The following is a 17,062-nucleotide window of genomic DNA, read 5'->3' as shown; positions in this document are numbered from 1 at the left end:
CCCCAAATCGACACGGTATCGCGCACGGTTGAGAACTCCACGCAAGTGACGTTTAGGAACGACTCAAAATAGTTTCCCGAAGTAAAAGCGCGACATGCGGTTGCACTCCGGGAATGCCCCAAGACCTCCTGCTATGGTGCAATTGTTAACTACTGTGACAAATGTGATTACTGCAGGAGCTCAACATGTCACCATCTTTCTCCCGTCGCGGCCTCTTAAAGGTCAGCGCTCTCGCCCTGACCGCAGGCGCCATCGGTTCTGCCGTTCCGAATGCAGCGGCGCTTGGACCGGTGCGCGGCACCATCATCGACTTCGCCGTCGGTGTTCCTTCCGCCGCAGGCATCAAGCGCGCGGGCCATCTCGGCGCCATCCGTTATGTTTCCAAGCGTCGCCCCGGCGCCGAATCCTGGATGACCGGCAAGCCCGTCACCTTGCAGGAAACCAAGGCTAACGCCGCGCAGGGCTTGGCGACGGCCTCCATCTACCAGTTTGGCCGTGCCGAAACCGCCGATTGGAAGCAAGGTGCCGCAGGTGCAGCCATCCACGCCCCGCAGGCTATTGCCCTGCACAGGGCAGCAGGCGGACCGACCAATCGCCCGATTTACATCGCGATTGACGATAACCCCACCCGCGCCCAGTACGACCAACAGATCAAGCCTTACCTACAGACCTTTAGCCGCCTGCTTTCGGCCGCGGGCTACCAGACCGGCGTATACGGCAACTACAACACGATCGAGTGGTGCGTGCGCGATGGAATCGGCTCCTTCTTCTGGATGCACGATTGGGGTTCGAACGGCAAGATCCACCCGCGCACCACGATTCACCAGCTGCCGGGCAACATGCAGCGCACCATCGACGGCGTGACCGTGGACATCAACGAGGTCTACGCCCGCGACTGGGGTCAGTGGATGCCGGGCCAGAAGGCCCCGAAGGCACCTGCTGCACCAGCCAAGCCTTCCGCACCGAAGCCGGCCGCACCGGCACAGCCGGGCAACATCCCGGGTATCTCCCCGCAGTCTTCTGATGCGATGGGGGCGCTTAGCTCCCAGGTAGAGCACGCGGTGCCAGGCATGCGCCTGCCGCAAGTAAACCAGAACGGCATCTCCTACGGCGGCTCTTCCGTCTCCCAGGACCAAATCAAGGGAGCCATCGACCTAGCCTCTACTATTCAGAACGCTTTGAAGTAGCGCTTTCAGATTGAGCCGACGAGGTCGGCTCTTTCTTTTTGTCCTTTTTTTTTTTTTCGCTCTTTTTGCCGGCGTCGGTAGGCTCCTTGCTCTTATCCCCGCGCTTGGCCTTGCCACCGTCTTTGCTCTGGTCCTCATCAGAGCCCTTCTTCTCGGACTTCGGCAGAGTCGAGGTCACGGTGATGGTCGTCTTGGAGGCAGGCGTAGAAGGCTTCGAAGGACTTACAGGAGCAACGCTCTCACCGTTGAGCGCCTTTTGGTAGCGGTCAGTGCCCTTACGCAGGTTGCTGCCCGTTACCTCGTCTTTTACAAAGTCCGTGAGATCATCGGCGCTGCCATAGGTGGTAGCTGCAACAACGAAGTTCTTGCCAAAGGAAACCGAAGAGTGCAAGGTCTTGTCATTTGACCAGCCCCACTTGGTGCCCACTACATTTTGCAGTTTCGCCGTGCCGTAGTCCTGCTCGTATCCGTCTTCCGAGATGGGATCGGCGTGGGCCATCGCCACCAGGACCGGGGGGGGGGGGTTATCTTCCTTCAGCTGCACCACGAAGCGCACCACGTCATACATGGAGGTCACCGAGGTGCCCCATTGATCACCGGCCTTCGTGGCCTGCAATCCATATTCCTTTGCCACGGAGTCAATGGAATTCGGGTACTTCTCAAAGAGATCTTCTGCGCTTGCATCTGAGGAGCTGGCGATCATATCTAAGGCTTCGTATTTATCCTCGAAGCTTCCCTTTTCTAGCACGTAGGTCGCGATATACAGCTTGATAAGGCTCAATGCCGGGCGCGGCTCATGCTCATTTGCCGTTGCCATACGCATTCCATCACCGATGCGGTAGTAGCTCAGCTGCTGGTCTTCATTACCCGCGAGGAACTGACTGACGTCATCGGGGACGTCGGAAAGCGCAGGCTCCCCCAGCTCATGCCGAAGGTCGGACGCAGACGCATTGCTTGCCGACGCCGAGGCGGCCTTACTATCGTGCTGCTGCGACGGTGTACATGCGCACAGTAGGCCGCCGGCGAGTGAAAACGCGGCGAGGGCGGTACCGACCTTCATCGGCACCGCCTTCGTTTTAGACAAAGAATCGAGCACGCATTAGATAATACTCAGAACTCTGCCAGGTTTAGTGGTTGACTGGGGCCTCCACGCCAACGCCGGTCAGAGACCGTACCTCCATCTCTGCGGACAGATCCTCAAAGTCATCCGGCGGGGTCAGGATGGAAACCAACCAGCCTGCGATGAATGCCAGCGGAATGGAAACCAGGCCCGGATTCGACAGTGGGAACAGCGCCCAATCCGCGTTCGGGAACATCGAGGTCTCAGAACCGGATACTGCCGGGGAGAAGAAGATGAGCAGCAGGCAGGAGATGACGCCGGTGTACATGGACGCCACCGCACCGGCCGTGTTGAAGCGACGCCAGTAAAGCGAGTACAAGATAGTCGGAAGGTTTGCAGAAGCCGCGACGGCGAAGGCAAGAGAGACCAAGAACGCGACGTTTTGAGTCATGGCCAGAATGCCCAGGATGATGGCGGCGATGCCGAGGACTACGACCGTAACCTGCGAGACACGGACCTGCTCCGCCTCGGTGGACTCTCCCTTACGGATAACCGCGTGGTAGATATCGTGCGCGATGGATGCAGACGCGGTAATCGCCAGACCTGCAACTACTGCCAGCACCGTGGCGAATGCAACCGCCGAGATTACAGCCATGAATACCGAGCCGCCGAGTTCTAGCGCCAGAAGCGGAGCTGCGGCATTGGCCCCGCCCGGCGCGGCCAGGATGCGGTCCGGGCCTACGAGTGCCGCGGCACCGTAGCCCAGGATGAGGGTCATCAGGTAGAAAGCGCCGATGATGACGATGGCCCAGGTCACGGAACGGCGCGCCTCAGTTGCAGTCGGAACCGTGTAGAAGCGCATGAGCACGTGCGGCAGGCCGCCAACGCCGAGCACCAGAGCGATACCGAGGGAAACGAAGTCCAGCTTGGTGGTCAAAGTCTTTCCATACTTTAAGCCTGGTTCCATGATTTGAGAAGCTTCGTAGCCCTTCTCTTGGAGGTAATCCGAGCCCGCATGCATATCGACGGCGTCGGAGAACAAGGTGCTAAAGCCGCCCTTCACCGCAATGAAGGTCATGATGCACATCGCCACGACGCCGGTGACCAAGAGGACTGCCTTGATCATCTGCACGTAAGTAGTGCCCTTCATACCGCCCACCAGAACGTAGACGATCATCAAAACACCCACGATGCCAACCACGACCGCCTGCCAGGTGTAGTCATGGATATCCAAAAGCACCGACACCAGGGAGCCTGCGCCGGCCATCTGCGCAATCAGGTAGAAAAGCGAGACAAAAAGCGTAGAGATGGACGCCGCCACGCGCACTGGACGCTGCTTCAAGCGGAAGGACAATACGTCCGCCATGGTGAAGCGACCGACGTTACGCATCGGCTCGGCGACCAGCATGAGTGCCACCAGCCAGGCCACGAAGAAGCCGACAGAATACAAGAATCCGTCATATCCGTTGAGAGCGACCGCGCCGACGATACCGAGGAAGGACGCGGCAGAAAGGTAGTCGCCGGAAATGGCCAAGCCATTCTGGCGGCCAGAGAAGGTGCCACCGCCGGTGTAGAAGTCCGAGGCCTTCTTCGTGGTCTTTCCTGCCCTTAAAACCACCCACATGGTGATGACAAGAAACGCACCAAAAACGGCGATGTTGAGCACCGGGTTTCCGGAGCCTTCTTGCGCCGCCTCAGCAGCTAGGTTGAAAGTCAGCATAATCTATCCCTCCAATGCCTCACGAATAGCTACTGAACGCGGCTCAATTTTCTTGTTGGCGTACTTGACGTAGATCCACGTAATCGCGAACGTGGTGACAAATTGGGCGATACCGAATACGAGCCCCACGTTCCACCCACCGCCAATTTCGGTGCCCATGAATCCAGGCGCAAAGACGGCAGCCAACACGTAGATGACGTACCACAGGAAGAAGGCAACGGTCATCGGGAAAGTGAAGTTACGATATGCACCGCGTAACTGCTTAAACTGCGGGCTATCGCGCATCTCGATGAAGTCCTGCGCTGTCGGTTCGCGGCGCTCGAGCATCGAGGTAGGTGCGCTAGTCATGTCGCTCTCCTTGGGTTCTCAAGATTCCACACGAAAGTGATTAATGAACCACACGAGATAGAGATAGTGTGATGAATCACGTTTCGCCTTACGAGTAAGTTACCCAATTCACATTGCGAGGTTGTAAAGCTTGCCAATCGATTTTTGATTAGCAAGCCTTAGCTACCCCCTAACCCCATTGCTTACTGCACTTTTTAAAGCGTGAAAAGTACCCCCATTTCTTTCAACGCCCCAGTTTGCAAAGATTGCGAAAGTCCACATGGCCAAGAAAAGGCGGCAGAAAACAATGCCGTTCCCTGCCGCCTCTAGGCCGTTCTCTGAGGGCCGAAAGCCCGCTTTAACGTTCAGCCCGGAAACTCACGCGGGTCCTTGTACAAGCGCCCGGCCGCGCCGTTATCGAGGGCATCGATTGCCGCAATGTCATCGTGGCTAAGCTCCAGCTGAGCGGCCGCCAAGTTCTCCTCGAGGCGCTCACGCTTGGTGGATTTCGGGATTACGGAAATCCCCTTGGCTAGAAGATAGGCGATTGCTACCTGTCCCGGGGTTGCCTCAAGGCGCTGCGCCACATTCTTGCTCTCCGCATTGTTAAGGACCTCTCCCCTCGCCAGCGGCGACCATGCCTCTGTAACAATGCCATGTTCATCATGGAATTCTCGCAACTCCGGCTGGGTAAACCCCGGATGCAGCTCCACCTGGTTCAACACTGGAACGATACCCGTTCGCGCGATGATCTCCTGCAGCGTTTCCTCGTAGAAGTTAGCCACGCCGATGGAAGCGATCTGCCCCATGCCCTGCAGACGAGCCATCTCCTCAAAGGTCTCCACATAGAGTCCAGCCTGTGGCCACGGCCAGTGGATCAGGTAGAGGTCTAGGTAGTCCAGCTGCAGCTTCTTCAGCGATTCAGTAAATGCTGCGTCTACCCCCTTCGCCCCATGGCTGTCATGCCAGACCTTGGAGGTGATGAAGAGCTCATCACGGGTGACGTCACCGGCGCGCATCGCATCATTTAGGGCCTGGCCTAGCTCTGCCTCGTTCTCATACAAGGTGGCAGTATCGAAATGGCGGTAGCCGAGCTCGATGGCTTCACGTACTGCCGTGATACATTCCTGACCCGTCATCTTGTAGGTGCCCAGACCAAGCTGTGGCATCTCGCGATCATCATTAAAAGAGATAAATGGGACACTCATGGTTCCATTGTGCACGAGTTTCGCCACGCGTGACGCCGAAAAATTCAAGTTCTTGTGCCCACAAAAAGAAACTCCACCTTCTGCCCTAGCAATACGGGGGCAAAAGGTGGAGCCAAAAGAAACGTTATTTACGCACGCAGCAGGTCGATAACGAAGACCAAGGTGCGTCCAGCAAGTGGATGCGCTCCGCCAGCTGGGCCGTATGCCTTCTCCGGAGGGATGATGAGCTTACGACGGCCGCCCACCTTCATGCCCGGGATACCTTCCTGCCAACCTGCAATGAGGCCAGTCAGCGGAAACTCGATGGACTGTCCGCGACCCCAGGAAGAGTCGAATTCCTGGTTGTCCTCATACGAGACGCCCACGTAGTGAACCTCAACAAAGCCACCCGGCTGTGCCTCTGCGCCGTCGCCGACGATGATGTCCTCGATAACTAGCTCAGTCGGGGCCGGCTCAGTATGAGCCTCAATTACGGGCTTATCCATTGGGGAAAATCCTCCTTGGGAAACGTTTGTGATATCGATTCGGCGCCTAGTTGTCTCGCTTTTAGGCCGAGAACTAGGCCTGCACGAACGGCGAAAGCCGAATCGCAGTGTGCTCAGTATAAGGGTTCATCTGCGACTCGGCTTTATTTGGCCTACGCAATGACTTGATTTGTCATCATTTCGTGACTAAAGCCTTGCAATTCAAAGGGCCTATTATGCACGCTCAGCGCGCGGGGAAACGGTGCGCAAGGTCTCGCCGGTGTAGATCTGACGCGGACGGTTGATCTTGGTGTTCAGCTCCAGCTGCTCGCGGTACTGAGCGATCCAACCCGGAAGGCGGCCGATGGCAAACAGGACGGTGAAGAAGTCCGTTGGGAAGCCCATGGCGCGGTAGATAAGGCCGGTGTAGAAGTCGACGTTCGGGTACAGCTTGCGGGAAACGAAGTACTCGTCCTCCAGAGCGATCTTCTCGAGCTCCATTGCCAGATCCAGCATTGGGTCGCCGCCCAAGTGCTCGAGGATCTCGTGTGCGGTCTCCTTGACGATGGCTGCGCGTGGGTCGTAGTTCTTGTACACGCGGTGGCCGAAGCCCATCAGACGGACGCCCTTTTCCTTGTTCTTCACGCGGTTCATGAAGTCAGTTGCGTCGCCGCCGTTGTTCTTCTGGATTTCATCGAGCATCTCGAGAACGGCCTGGTTTGCGCCACCGTGTAGCGGGCCGGACAGAGCGTTGATACCGCCGGCGATAGCAACGAAGAGGTTTGCCTGTGCGGAACCGATCATGCGGACGGTAGAGGTGGAGCAGTTCTGCTCGTGGTCTGCGTGCAGGATGAGCAGCTTGTCCAGAGCCTTTGCGACGACTGGGTCGACGTTGTACTCCTCGGTTGGGTAACCGAACATCATGCGCAGGAAGTTCTCGCGTGCGTTCAGGTTGTTGTCCGGGTACATGTAAGGCTTGCCCTGGGACGCGCGGTAAGCGTATGCAGCCAGCATCGGAACCTTAGCCAGCAGGCGGACGGTTGCCTTGTCCAGCTGCTCCTCATCCAACGGGTTGAGCTGGTCCTGATAGTAGGTGGAGAGAATGTTAACGGAGGATGCCAGAACCGCCATCGGGTGCGCATTGCGCGGGAAGATGTTGAACTGCGCCTTGAAGTCCTCATCCAGCAGGGTGTGGTGGCGAATTTCATCGTTAAAAGCGCTCAGCTGCTCTTGGTTTGGCAGCTCGCCCTTGATGAGGAGGTAGGAAACCTCGTTGAAGGTGGCGTTGTTTGCCAGATCCGCGATGTCGTAGCCGCGGTGGCGCAGGATGCCTTCCTCACCGTTAATGAAGGTGATCTTGGACTCGGTGGAGCCGGTAGCGGCGTAGCCGGGGTCAAAGGTTACGAGGCCAGTCTCATTGCGAAGCTTGCCAATATCAAAGCCAGAGTCACCTTCGGTGGACTGCTTGATATCCATCTCGTACTCGCCACCTGGGTAGTGGAGAACAACCTTGTTGTCTTCAGAAGCCACTTGTTGATCCTTTCTCAACACTTAAAACACCGGCTCCAAACCGGCATTACGTTTTAAATCTCTTCACACTTTATCAAAATTTGTGACGCTGCCAACATCCTAAACTTTTAACGTTTACCAATAGGGTGACCGAAATTAGGTTAGACTGTGCCTCATGCTCCACACAGAACCGACTTTACCTGCAGATCTTCTCCCCATCGACGGTCGCTTCGGATGCGGCCCTTCCAAGGTACGACCCGCCCAAATTGAGGCAATTACTGCGGGGGCTAAATCCATCATCGGCACTTCTCATCGCCAGCCCGCCGTGAAAAACGTGGTGGGTTCGATTCGCGAGGGATTGCGAGAACTATTCAAGCTTCCAGACGGCTATGAGATTATTCTTTCGGCCGGCGGCGCCACCGCTTTTTGGGACGCCGCGACGTTCGGCCTCATCGAAAATAAGTCCGCGCATTTGACCTACGGAGAGTTCTCTTCGAAGTTTGCCAAGGCAAGTATTGGTGCACCGTGGCTCACAGCGCCCATCGTTTACGACTTCCCCGCCGGCACCGCTCCCGACCCACGCACGGTGGATTTCGGCGATGCTGACGTTGTGGCGTGGGCACACAATGAGACCTCGACGGGCGCGATGGTTGAGGTGCTGCGCCCACAGCCAAATAATCCGGAGCAACTCGTTGTCATCGATGCGACGTCGGGCGCTGGCGGATTGCCCGTCACGATGGCCGAGGCTGACGTCTACTATTTCTCGCCGCAGAAGTGCTTCGCATCCGAAGGTGGGCTCTGGCTCGCGGCGGTCTCCCCTGCTGCGATTGAACGCATCGCAAAGCTTAATGCTGCACAACGTTATATCCCGGCTTTCCTGAACCTGCAGACCGCCGTGGATAACTCGCGCAAGAACCAGACCTATAACACTCCAGCCGTGTCTACTCTTCTGATGCTGGAAAATCAGGTCCGCTGGATGAACGACAACGGCGGGCTCGACGGTATGGTTACGCGCACCACCGCTTCCTCCACCATTGTTTATGACTGGGCCGCATCGCGAAAAGAGGCCAAGCCTTTCGTCGCCGAGCCCGCTGGCCGCTCGTTAGTCGTGGCAACCATCGATTTTGACGAGACCGTGGATGCTACGGCCTTAGCCAAGGCCTTGCGAGCGAACGGCATCGTGGATGTCGAGCCTTATCGCAAGCTGGGGCGCAACCAACTGCGAATTGGTATGTTCCCCGCGATTGAGCCAGACGACGTCGCCAAGCTCACACAAGCAATCGACTACCTTCTGGATAGGCGCTAAGAGCAACTGACAGGGCTTTTCCAGCCAACATGCCCCGCGTTCTTCATAAGGCGCGGGGCTTTTCTGGGTTAAAGTGGATTTCATCACACGCGCCCCGTTGGGGTGTGGATCGATTGCACTAGTCGCAATGCCTAGATGCGGTTTTAAATAAACTGTCAGTATCCAAATCCGTTGTCCGAATCCGTCGACAAGCAAAAGGAGCGCCCCTCAATGCGCGAGCTCTTCCTCGCAAAAAGCGACTCAACCACTACTTCTTTGGTCATGGAAACCGAAGAAGGCGAAGAGTTTTTCCTGGCCGTCACCGACGATCTCCGCGAGATTCTAGGCGCACCTAAGTCAGAGGATGACGCATGGGGCAAGGTCTCCAAGCTCCCGTTCGCGGCGGAAGCAGATGACTCTACGGATACTGCAGATTCTGTGAATTCTGTAGCATCCAGCGACGCAGACTCGGCTGCAAGCACAGCCTCCGCTGACGAAAACGAACAGCGCGACGCGGAAGCAAAGAAGGATGACAACGCGGCATCCACCGCGGCTGAGTCCTCTGACTCCACTGCGCCCGCTGCGCCACAGCTGACCACAACCACTCCGGCGCCTATTTCGCAGCCGCGCTCTGGCACGCGTGACAACGGCGACTCCCGCCCGCGCGCAATCAGCCTGCGCCCGGCGGAAATTCAGGCCCGCATCCGCGCTGGCGCATCTGCCGCAGAGATCGCCGAGGAAATTGGCGCCCCCGAATCCCGCATCGAGCCTTTCGCACACCCGGTGCTGCTGGAGCGCGCCCGCATTGCCGACGTCGCCAAGCAGGCCCACCCCATCCGCGAAGACGGCCCGGCCAAGCTGACTCTCTGGGAGATTCTCGCCACGGCCTTTGCCGCACGCGGCCACTCCCTCTCGGAGTCGAACTGGGATGCCTACCGCCATCAGGGCGAACCGTGGATCCTTCGCATCACGTGGAAGGCTGGCTTGTCTGAGAACGAGGCGGAGTGGACCTTTAAGCAGTCCATGTCCTCACCGGCTACCGTGGAGGCCCGTAACTCCGTTGCCGCCGATCTCACCGACCCTGACTTCGTACAACCAGTGCGTTCCCTGACCTCCGTCGGCCGCGGCGAGCGCTATGACAAAGCCATAGACGGCGAGACGCCGAGCGCAGTCACCAATATCACCGACTTCACTGCACCGACGGTCGTACCGGATCCGCAACCTGCTGATGTCGAAGCGGACTCCGCCGATGCAGACTCCGGCGCTACCGGCGCGGCCCGCCCTGCTGGCGCCGCTGAAACTCAGGCTTCTGGTTCAAAGGCCTCCACAGCTACCGAATCTGCGTTGGATAAGTCGAAGGCAGAAAGCACCGATGAAGAGTTCCTGCAGAACCCTTCGCCGGAGCCAAAGCCAAAGAGCCGCCGTCGCCGCGCTACAACCCCGCACTGGGAAGATGTCCTGCTCGGGGTGCGCTCTAACACCAAGCGTCCGCGCGAGTGAACGCGAGTGGATTGACAGCCAAGAAAAGTAATTAAGCGAGTTTTTACCGTGAACCCTAAACCTGTTCTCACTCTCTGGTACGTCACTGTCGAAGATCCCGCTGCTGTGCTGCGGGAGGAGCCAAAGGCCGATCGCGGCTTTGGCCGGAAATTCTTGGCACAACTCAATCCCAACCTGCCCGTAACCCCCATCGGGCAATTTCCTCTCAATCGCTCTGCCCAGGCTGGCGATAGCGAGTACTACATCGGCGGATACCCTGGCGTTACCGTGGTTCAGACGGTCATCGAGGAAGAATCCATGGTGCTCTCGCGCCTTCCAGAGCAACTCTTGAAGGCGGTTCCCGCGCTCGAAATCTATGCCTTCGTCTCGCAGGAAAGCACCGGCTATGCCGGTTTTGCGCACTGGACGGCCGGTGAGCTCAAGCGCTGCCTGTGCGGTACGCGCTTTAACCTGCAGGAAGACTCCGGCCTACCAGAGCCCTTTGAGGCGCCGTTCTGGGCCGGCGAAAAATACGAACCGGTCGGCGGTATCTCTCTGCCTTTCGAACCACAGGGCATCACCGAAGCAGCGCAGTCTTATTGGCTCGGCGTGGAAGTAAATGACCAAGGCCCCGACCTCGACGTCGTGGGTTATGCCACCGACGGACGGCCCGAGCCCAAGGTCGCGCCAAAGAAGCCGGAGCGCAGCCTCGGCACCATCGCCTCTGCTTCCGTGTCCAAGCTCGGCTTCAACGACTACGACGATTACGAGGCCCACGACCAAGAACCAGAGTCCACTGGCGAGGAAATCCTCGAAACCGCCAAACGCCTCGGCGGGCTAATCAGCAGCTACGTGCGTCAGACCTCGAAGTCAATTCGGGAGCGCTGGCGCTCATAAAAAGCGATGGCCGCTGAGGTAGCCACGTTGAGCGAATCTGTACCTGGGGCCATCGGTATGCGTGCGCGCACATCGGTGGCCTTCATCGCATGTTCGGTAAGGCCGGGGCCTTCTGCGCCCACGAGCAGAGCAGCCTTAGAAGCGCCCCTGAGCGCGTCTGCCAGGTGTACAGCCTCTGGGTGCGGGGTCAAGGAAACGAGGCGGAAGTCGGCGTCGCGAAGCGCCTGCAGGGAACGCTGCCACGTAGTGTATCCGCCGTTCAGATGGGCAAAAGGCAAACGCAGCACATGGCCCATGGAAACGCGCACCGAGCGACGATAGAGCGGGTCTGCTGCGCCCGAGCCCAACAGCACGGCGTCAACGTCCATGCCCGCCGCGTTGCGGAAGATGGCGCCGATATTTTCGTGGTCACCCACGCCCTCAAGCACCACCACGGTGCTTGCCGTCTTCAAGATCTCATCCAAGCTCGGCTCTGGCGCGCGGTCTGCGGCAGCCACCAGCCCACGGTGCATATCAAAGCCGGCGACGGCCGCGAGAGTTTCTCGCGAGACCTCGTACATCGGGCAACCTGGATCCCCATACTCTTCCACGTAGGCATCCAGCTTTGCGCCAAAACCTACGACGCAGCGCAGCGGGAAACGCGAGTCAGCCAGGCGGGAGACCACCAGATGACCTTCGGCAATGACAAGCCCCTCGCCTTTCTTGTCCGACTTATTCAAGTCACGGACGTCATCAAGGCGAGGGTCTAAAGGGTCAGCAATTACTTCACGCATGCACTCTAGCTTAGCGCGTTGGTCAGCGGAGCCATGCCGAAGTAGACCACGAAGAGCGCGGCGATGAGCCACATGAGCCAGTGCACCTGCTTTGCCTTACCGGCAAACGCAGACATCAGGGCGAAGGCGATGAAGCCCACGCCGATGCCGTTTGCAATGGAGTAGGTAAACGGCATGATCACGATGGTGAGGAAGGCCGGGATGGCAACTTCCATCTTGGTCCATTCGATGTCCTTGAGCTGGCTTGCCATCATTACGCCGACGATGACCAAAACCGGAGCGGCCGCTTCGATAGGAACGATCTCATAGAGCGGAGTCAAAAACATCGCGAGCAGGAAGATGACACCCGTAGTGATGTTGGCCAGGCCGGTCTTCGCGCCGTCGCCAATGCCGGCTGCGGAATCCGCAAAGACGGTGTTGGAGGAAACCGAGCCCAGACCGCCGGCAATGGCGCCGGCGCCTTCTACCACCAGTGCGGTGCGCATGTCTGGCAGGTTGTCATTCTCATCGACCAGACCCGCCTGCTTGCCCAAGCCATTCATGGTGCCCATGGCGTCGAAGAAGTTCGTCAGCAGCAGGGTGAAGATAAGAAGTACGGTGGCCACGACGCCGAGCTTGGTAAAAGCACCCACGAGGCTGACCTCGCCCACGATGGATAGATCCGGCAGGCCGCCCAAGGAACCAGGAATCTCTGGTGTTGCCATACCCCAGTCCTCAGAGCCGAAGATGGCCTGCAGGATCATTGCGATGACAGTGGTGATGACGATGCCCAGGAACAGGCCGCCGCGGACCTTGCGGATAACCATGAAGGAACAAAGCAAAAGGCCTAGGACGAAGACGAAAGCCGGCCAGGTGGAAATAGAGCCATTGATGCCAAGGCCCACCGGAACCGTGGTGTGCGCTGCATCGGGGACACGCGTTACAAAACCGCCATCGACAAAGCCGATGATGGCGATGAACATGCCGATGCCCACACCCATCGCAGCCTTCATCGAGGCCGGAATGGCATCGAAGACCGCTTGACGGAAGCCCGAGATGGCGAGCAAAACAATGATGATGCCTTCGAGTACCACCAGGCCCATGGCGTCTTTCCACTCCAAGCCTTTGGTGGAGACCATGGTGACGGCAACAAAGGTATTCATACCCAGGCCCGCCGCCATGGCGAATGGATAGCGCGCAATCGCGCCGAAGGCAATGGTCATGATGCCGGCGATTAACGCGGTAGCTGCGGCGACCTGCGGAATGCCCAAGGTATGGCCCGCAACATCGGGCGAGGTGCCGAGGATGAGCGGGTTGAGAAGAATGATGTAGGCCATCGCGAAGAACGAGACCACGCCGGCGCGAACCTCAGTTCCGATTGTGGAACCGCGTTCAGAGATTTTGAAATAACGATCGAAAGCAGCGTTCATCGCTTTGAGACAGCCCCTTTACCTAGTGCCAGGAGGATTGAGTTTTACTGGCCTTAGTAAAGTATTTGCGACTCCAGAAAGCAAACCACGAAAGCGCTAGTAGATAGGTTTTTCGTCATCAAAAGCGGTTTCGGTCACGGATCCTTCTTCCCGGATTTTTGTCTCCGAATGCGCGCCGCATCCGTAACTTGCGTGCACTACACGGCCATCGGCCGAAAATTCGTTAGCGCACACACCAAAGTTATCCATCAGCTCCAAATAGAAAGCACAGGTCTTACACTGCAGCGGCGCTTGCGCGGCCATCTCGGTATTAGGGCCAAAGGAGCCAGTGCGCCACCTCTTTTTCGCCTCATCTAAACCCTTTGCGGAAAGCTTGCCGTCCTCCAAGCGTTCGTCGTAAGGCGCAGGCGGCATCAAATCGCCCGGGCCCAAATCCCCCGGACGCACGCGCTCGTTATACGGCACCCACTCCGGGGCTTGCAGTGCCTGTTGCCCCGGCACCAGCGCTACCTCGTTAACGGTGATAAAACGCGAGCCCTCCGCGCAGGCCACAACCGCTTGCCATTCCCAGCCTGGGTAGCCTGGCATATCTGCTTCAAAGCGATGGGTTGCGACGTTTCGGCCTAGCCCTGCGACTCCGCGGTGCTTGCCGACGCCGCCCTCTCCTACTTCTTCCACTGCAGCGCGAGCAATGCGCACGGCGGTCTTGTTAAGAAGTGGGTTCGTTGGCTCATTCTGCTTAGTCACGCACTACATTATCCATGACATCGTGCACAATGACTTCCATGGGTTCTTCTAAATCTTCTCTCGCTTTGACTTCCACCGCCGTTTTAAGCGCGCTTAGCGCAATCGGCCTGCTTGCCGGTTGCAGCAGTTCAGAGGGCGATTCGCCGGCTCAAGAAGGAACAAACGTGCCACGCGAAGTTGAGCATCTATCCGTTTCCATAAAGGAACACACTGCCATGCTCCCCAATTCTTTTACCCAGGGCCTCGAAGTTGATCCCGCGGGCAAGCTGTTGGTGGGAACTGGCCTATACGGGCAATCCCGGTTACTGCGCCTGCAACCCGGCGCGAAGGAACCCGAGCAGGAAGTGTCACTGCCTCCTTCTTTGTTCGGTGAGGGCATCACACAAACCCAGGATGCGATTTGGCAGTTGACATGGAAGGCGGGCGAGGCCATCAAGCGGGATCCCGTAACCCTCGAAGAGACCGGCCGCGCTCGCTATGAGGGCGAGGGCTGGGGATTGTGTGCCGCGGGCGAGGATAAATCTGAGCTCATCATGTCTGATGGAAGCAACGAGCTGCGACATCTTGATGCCCAAACTTTCGAAGAGACTGCACCACGGACCCCCGTTACCTTGGAGGGCCAGGCGGTAGAAGAGATTAATGAGTTGGAATGCGTGGACGGCCAGGTCTTTGCGAATGTGTGGATGAGCGAGGATATTTTGCGCATTGATCCCACAAGCGGCGAGGTCACCGCGGTTATTGATGCTGCGGGACTGAATAAATCTGGGCCGCAAACCCAAAACGATGTACTCAATGGCATCGCCCATATTCCAGGAACGGAAGAATTCTGGATTACTGGTAAGCGGTGGGTTGATTTGTATCGCGTGACCTTCGAGTAGGATTCTTTGCCATGGCAACGCGTAAGGAAGCAAGGAAGAAGTCGCTGCTGCAGCTTTTGGCGCTGATTATCGCCGTGGCAGTCATTGTGGTCTCCGTGGTCTTATTCCAGAATTGGTGGAATAGCCGCCCAGGTCCTGAGCCGCAGGACATCACCGTCAAGGCCAGCGTGGGTGAGAAGAGTCTCGACGTTGCGCCTTATATGGTCTGCGAGCTGGGCACCGAATGCCCTGAGGGCGAGGCTCCAAACCTCACCGTCGGCAAGGATGACACTTTGCATCTAGAGATCCCAGAAGAGATCTCCAACCACGAGTGGCGCATCCTTTCCATCTACGATGACCCGGCGGCTAACGACGAGCAGATTCACGGCGCCGGCGATTCTTCCACCGTGGACGTTCCGGGTTCTGTTGACCCCATCAAGGCCTCTACAGGAAAGCGACCGCGCCTGATGGTGGTCGAGATTTCCTCGCTGATGATTGGCACCGATGGCAAGGGCGAGGAGGCGCCGTTTAGCACCGTGTGGTCCCTTTCCACGATGTCTGACAAGGAGCTTGCCGAGGCCACAAAGACCGCTGCACCTGATAAGCCCACCGAGCCGAGCAAGGCTGCTTCCAAATAAACGCAGCCTGCGAAAAAGCGCGAGCCCAACTTCTAGATTCCCACAAGGGGAGACGAAGTTGGGCTCGCGCTTTTGCTTGATTTTTAGCTATCCAAATCCTTGGCGATGGCACGCAGGATTTCAGCGACCTGACGGCCAGTCTTGCGCTCTGGGTAGCGCCCCTGCGCCAGCACCGGCTGCACCTGGGTTTCCAGCAGCGTCATTACATCGGAGAGCATGCTCGACAGCTCGTCCGGCTTACGGGAAGGAGTGCGGCGGCGCGGCTTGTCCAAAACCTTGACACGCAGTGCCTGTGGACCGCGGCGGCCTGCCGCGAAATCAAAGTCGATCCGCTGGCCTTGGACCAGCTCGTCGACGCCCTCGGGCAGCACGTTGCGGCCGACGTAGACATCCTCATCGCCGGGGTTGCTCACAAAGCCGAAACCCTTGTCAGCATCAAACCACTTAACTTTGCCGATTGGCACGCCCCTACTCGCTTTCTTACTCGGGAATAAAGAGAATTATTCTAACTCCTATAACACAGCAATTGAAGTTGCTGTCACATAAACAACACACGTTACAGGGGTGATCTAATTCACGTTTTCGGAACGACCTGCGAAAATGCAATGAGTTCCCAGAGGAAAGACGCCATGCCGAGTCAGTTACGTGACTATTTCGTTATAAACCGTTACTGTTTGGGACAGGCACTTGGCCGCCAGCGAGGAAGTCTCGCCCCCACACGCAGTCCGGGCTTCCCCGTGGCGGCCGATATTTGTGCAAGACAACTTTAAAGCAATTACTTTTGCCGGACTGAGCACAACGTGGGCGCGAGAAATCTAGAGAAGAGGAATACTTTTAATGGGACGCCACTCCGCTAAGAACAACTCGTTCGCTACCAAGTTCGCAGCTTCCACCGTCGCCGTCGGCGCCGCTGCAGCCATCATGGCACCGACCGCATCCGCTGCTCCGGATTCCGACTGGGACCGCCTCGCGCAGTGTGAGTCCGGCGGAAACTGGGCAATCAACACCGGCAACGGCTACTACGGCGGTCTGCAGTTCTCCGGCCAGACCTGGTCCGCATTCGGTGGCGGTCAGTATGCACCGACCGCAAACCAGGCAACTCGTGAGCAGCAGATCGCTGTCGCTGAAAAGATCCTGGCTTCCCAGGGCTGGGGCGCATGGCCTGCTTGCTCCGCTTCCTTGGGCCTGAACTCCGCACCAACCCCGCGTGACGCCGCTCCGGCACCGGCTCCAGCACCGGCTCCGGTTCAGCAGGCAGCTGCGCAGCCTTCCGACGAGCTGGCTGTTGACGCTCTCTACAAGATGGTCGAGGACACCGCAGCTAAGTACGGGCTGGCTATCCCGGCTGAGTTTGCAAACCAGTACAAGGCAAACCGCCACAACTTCAACGCGTTCTACTCCGCGAACCGCCAGTTCATCGATCCGATCGCTCAGCTCATCGAAAACCTCTAAGGCTTTTCAAACTAAAGCTGCGCAGATTCGCGTTTAAAGCTCCCAGCCCT

Annotated in this window: 17 protein-coding genes; 7 read left to right on the top strand and 10 right to left on the bottom strand. The window is 58.0% G+C overall.

Annotated elements, in window-relative coordinates; all coding sequences use genetic code 11:
- Positions 1–185: 185 nt before the first annotated feature.
- Positions 186–1,187 carry a DUF1906 domain-containing protein gene (locus HMPREF2724_RS08420; RefSeq protein ID WP_070588218.1) on the top strand — a complete coding sequence of 334 codons (1,002 nt, stop codon included), beginning with the start codon at positions 186–188 and terminating at the stop codon, positions 1,185–1,187.
- Here HMPREF2724_RS08420 and HMPREF2724_RS08415 read toward each other — a convergent pair.
- The 6 genes from HMPREF2724_RS08415 to HMPREF2724_RS08390 form a co-directional block, all read right to left on the bottom strand.
- Positions 1,165–2,283, bottom strand: coding sequence for a hypothetical protein (locus HMPREF2724_RS08415; protein WP_246818236.1), 1,119 nt, complete (start codon positions 2,281–2,283; stop codon positions 1,165–1,167). The two genes, HMPREF2724_RS08420 and HMPREF2724_RS08415, sit on opposite strands and share 23 nt — an antisense overlap.
- A 31-nt stretch (positions 2,284–2,314) precedes the next feature.
- A complete protein-coding gene (locus HMPREF2724_RS08410; protein ID WP_070588211.1) occupies positions 2,315–3,967 on the bottom strand; it encodes a solute symporter family protein in 1,653 nt (550 codons plus the stop codon).
- A 3-nt stretch (positions 3,968–3,970) separates the two neighbouring features.
- On the bottom strand, positions 3,971–4,315 hold the full coding sequence (locus tag HMPREF2724_RS08405; RefSeq protein WP_061921157.1) for a DUF485 domain-containing protein: 345 nt from the start codon (positions 4,313–4,315) through the stop codon (positions 3,971–3,973).
- 344 nt (positions 4,316–4,659) lie between these two features.
- Positions 4,660–5,502, bottom strand: a complete 843-nt coding sequence (locus HMPREF2724_RS08400) for an aldo/keto reductase (RefSeq protein ID WP_061921154.1) — start codon at positions 5,500–5,502, stop codon at positions 4,660–4,662.
- A 128-nt stretch (positions 5,503–5,630) separates the two neighbouring features.
- The gene (locus tag HMPREF2724_RS08395; protein ID WP_061921152.1) at positions 5,631–5,987 is read right to left on the bottom strand and encodes an FKBP-type peptidyl-prolyl cis-trans isomerase; all 357 of its coding nucleotides are present in this window, start codon (positions 5,985–5,987) and stop codon (positions 5,631–5,633) included.
- Positions 5,988–6,200: 213 nt separating this feature from the next.
- A complete protein-coding gene (locus HMPREF2724_RS08390) occupies positions 6,201–7,496 on the bottom strand; it encodes a citrate synthase (RefSeq protein WP_082778565.1) in 1,296 nt (431 codons plus the stop codon).
- Between the two features lie 154 nt (positions 7,497–7,650).
- Between HMPREF2724_RS08390 and serC the strand changes: the two genes are divergently transcribed.
- From serC to HMPREF2724_RS08375, 3 genes are all read left to right on the top strand, one after another.
- Complete coding sequence (serC, locus tag HMPREF2724_RS08385; protein ID WP_070588208.1) at positions 7,651–8,781, top strand: phosphoserine transaminase; 1,131 nt, start codon at positions 7,651–7,653, stop codon at positions 8,779–8,781.
- A 210-nt stretch (positions 8,782–8,991) separates the two neighbouring features.
- Positions 8,992–10,260, top strand: a complete 1,269-nt coding sequence (gene sepH / locus HMPREF2724_RS08380; RefSeq protein ID WP_070588205.1) for a septation protein SepH — start codon at positions 8,992–8,994, stop codon at positions 10,258–10,260.
- A 48-nt stretch (positions 10,261–10,308) separates the two neighbouring features.
- A complete protein-coding gene (locus HMPREF2724_RS08375) occupies positions 10,309–11,136 on the top strand; it encodes a DUF6928 family protein (protein ID WP_070588202.1) in 828 nt (275 codons plus the stop codon).
- Here the strand turns inward: HMPREF2724_RS08375 and HMPREF2724_RS08370 are convergent.
- The 3 genes from HMPREF2724_RS08370 to HMPREF2724_RS08360 all read right to left on the bottom strand — a co-directional run bounded on the left by HMPREF2724_RS08370 (position 11,097) and on the right by HMPREF2724_RS08360 (position 14,065).
- Positions 11,097–11,909 (bottom strand): TrmH family RNA methyltransferase, encoded by an 813-nt coding sequence (locus HMPREF2724_RS08370; protein ID WP_070518264.1) that lies wholly within the window; start codon positions 11,907–11,909, stop codon positions 11,097–11,099. The genes HMPREF2724_RS08375 and HMPREF2724_RS08370 overlap by 40 nt on opposite strands.
- Positions 11,910–11,914: 5 nt before the next feature.
- A complete protein-coding gene (locus HMPREF2724_RS08365) occupies positions 11,915–13,318 on the bottom strand; it encodes an NCS2 family permease (RefSeq protein WP_070588199.1) in 1,404 nt (467 codons plus the stop codon).
- A 96-nt stretch (positions 13,319–13,414) separates the two neighbouring features.
- Positions 13,415–14,065, bottom strand: coding sequence for a DUF3027 domain-containing protein (locus HMPREF2724_RS08360; protein WP_070497402.1), 651 nt, complete (start codon positions 14,063–14,065; stop codon positions 13,415–13,417).
- A gap of 14 nt (positions 14,066–14,079) precedes the next feature.
- Here HMPREF2724_RS08360 and HMPREF2724_RS08355 point away from each other — a divergent pair, with 14 nt between their 5' ends.
- Positions 14,080–14,943 carry a glutaminyl-peptide cyclotransferase gene (locus HMPREF2724_RS08355; RefSeq protein WP_082778564.1) on the top strand — a complete coding sequence of 288 codons (864 nt, stop codon included), beginning with the start codon at positions 14,080–14,082 and terminating at the stop codon, positions 14,941–14,943.
- Between the two features lie 11 nt (positions 14,944–14,954).
- Positions 14,955–15,560 carry a DUF2771 domain-containing protein gene (locus HMPREF2724_RS08350; protein WP_062035626.1) on the top strand — a complete coding sequence of 202 codons (606 nt, stop codon included), beginning with the start codon at positions 14,955–14,957 and terminating at the stop codon, positions 15,558–15,560.
- Positions 15,561–15,643: 83 nt separating this feature from the next.
- Here HMPREF2724_RS08350 and HMPREF2724_RS08345 read toward each other — a convergent pair whose 3' ends face one another.
- Complete coding sequence (locus tag HMPREF2724_RS08345) at positions 15,644–16,024, bottom strand: cold-shock protein (RefSeq protein WP_061921135.1); 381 nt, start codon at positions 16,022–16,024, stop codon at positions 15,644–15,646.
- Between the two features lie 373 nt (positions 16,025–16,397).
- Here HMPREF2724_RS08345 and HMPREF2724_RS08340 point away from each other — a divergent pair, with 373 nt between their 5' ends.
- Positions 16,398–17,012, top strand: a complete 615-nt coding sequence (locus tag HMPREF2724_RS08340; RefSeq protein WP_070588196.1) for a resuscitation-promoting factor Rpf1 domain-containing protein — start codon at positions 16,398–16,400, stop codon at positions 17,010–17,012.
- Positions 17,013–17,062 lie beyond the last annotated feature (50 nt).

It is taken from the genome of Corynebacterium sp. HMSC071F07 (genome assembly GCF_001810285.1).
Classification (GTDB): domain Bacteria; phylum Actinomycetota; class Actinomycetes; order Mycobacteriales; family Mycobacteriaceae; genus Corynebacterium; species Corynebacterium simulans.
Note: the sequence above shows the minus strand (reverse complement) of the source record. Positions and strands in the feature narration are given on the sequence as shown.